We start from the raw sequence: 1,819 nt of genomic DNA on the forward strand, positions 1-1,819 counted from the left end.
TGTTACAGCACTGTGGTTGTCACACAATGGAACACTGACGTAAAAAACAGTCAGTGGGCGAGTGGATACATCGTTGCCGCCAGACAACAACCCATACTTTTGGTTTGCCGGGTATTGGCGCGCCAGTCGTGCTCAACTCCGGCTACAGCCAAAATTGCGCTCACCGGTGCAGTGAGCTTTGGTATGTTCCTTCGCCAGATAGTCAGCACGTTCCAGCACCTGCTGAAAGCCAGTGTCATCATCGCGTTCCAGCCACACCGCCGGCCAGGCCGGAAAATGCACCAGCGTGGCATGGCACCCGACATCCACTCCCAGGGCACTGCACCACGCCTGTTTAATCATCCCGGCCAGTGATCCCGGAGCACGGTAATCACCGGCACGACACCAGGTATCCCGGTTAACCAGCAGCATCAGGTGATAGTGTTTTTTACCTTTGCACTCCCCAAACTCCCGGGCCCAGACGTAATGCAGGGTTGTGGGATGCACGCGTTTACCTTCCCGATGCTTACGTTTCTGGTAAGCGTCGATTCGGGCTTTCAGGGCATTGATGAAGCGGGATATCACAGCTGCGTCCGTTGCTGCCGGTACATCCGGGAAACGCAGGTCAACCCGCAATGCCGTCAGGCGGGGATGAACATTCAGTGCGTGCCGCACCGTCTCACGAATACGTTGCTGCCAGAAGGGGTTGTATTTGTAGGTCATGGTTAAATCTCCGTATGGTTCATACGGAATAGCCACGTCGTAAAAAATGCGCAGAGTCCCTGAAGTGACCTCCGGCAGGACACTGTCTCAGGCACTCTGTGATAACCCGAACGGTCGTCTCCGGACTGACGGTTGAATTTTCAGCGTTGTTTTTTTAATGTAAAAAACCGGTTACGGGTAAGGCTGTGAGGAGGGAGTGATGGTGATACGCAAAAAGAAGTGCAGGGACTGTGGAAACGCGATTACTCATAATACAGTGTGTTGCCCGTATTGTGGTTCTGTCGACCCCTTCGGCTATTACCGGAATACAGACCGTATCGTTACCATACTGCTGGCACTGATTATTGTGGTCCTGCTGACTACTGTCAGCGTCAGTGTGTATATACTGTGTAGCTGGTGAGATAACGGTTCATGTATCCCCTGAGCTGACAGTGTACCGGGTATATTAAGCGTAACCGACAGGTTCTCCTTCATACCATATTAAATTTTTCCAGGTATTGCCGCTGCCTTATTTCGTCCCATACAGGAAAACTCGTCTGGGTTTCTGACAAATACGCGAAACTCACAGCCCCTCAATATCAACCACACGCTGTAAGCCGGTAATACCTGAAAATCAGCCTATTACCGCCCGCGCCTCCGTTACCGAACGCTCAGGTGACCAGACTGAAGCCCAGCACGCACTCGTAAAATTTGCGGTCAGTTCCGTCAGTCAGTGGGCAACCGCAGAGTTACGGGCTTCCAGGTCCACAGGAGTGAGTCTATAACGCGTGTGGGAAATCATTTTTTCTGGCGTTGACAGAACGCCTTACGGGCTGCTACTTACCCGGTGTCCCGCAATACAGCCTTAGTGTTCCGTTATCGGGGATCCGGACGCACCGCAACAACCGGGGAAGTATTTCTGGTTAGAGCTGTGTCAAGAGGGATTTCTCAGCCCCTCACTCACCGGCTCAGTCTCAGGGCAGAAGCATTAATACACTCAGTTCATGTCTTATACAGGAATGGGCATAGGGGGAGCTGGCGTGTCACTGCTGATTTTACGCATCAGCGTTCATGTATCTGCACTCTGATACAGAATGCTTCACAGCGCTCTGTTACCGGAGAGATTTACTCTCTTAGG

At 52.2% G+C, this 1,819-nt stretch carries 2 protein-coding genes; one reads left to right on the forward strand and one right to left on the reverse strand.

Going from position 1 to position 1,819, the window contains the following annotated elements; translation table 11 throughout:
* Positions 1–132: 132 nt before the first annotated feature.
* The gene (locus tag ACJHWR_RS25180; protein WP_000221530.1) at positions 133–702 is read right to left on the reverse strand and encodes an inovirus Gp2 family protein; all 570 of its coding nucleotides are present in this window, start codon (positions 700–702) and stop codon (positions 133–135) included.
* A gap of 199 nt (positions 703–901) precedes the next feature.
* On the opposite strand from ACJHWR_RS25180, the gene ACJHWR_RS25185 reads away from it, so the two are divergent.
* Complete coding sequence (locus tag ACJHWR_RS25185) at positions 902–1,102, forward strand: hypothetical protein (RefSeq protein ID WP_001297900.1); 201 nt, start codon at positions 902–904, stop codon at positions 1,100–1,102.
* The last annotated feature ends 717 nt before the right edge of the window (positions 1,103–1,819 follow it).

It is taken from the genome of Escherichia sp. WS568, assembly GCF_046486085.1.
Taxonomy (GTDB): Bacteria; Pseudomonadota; Gammaproteobacteria; order Enterobacterales; family Enterobacteriaceae; genus Escherichia; species Escherichia coli.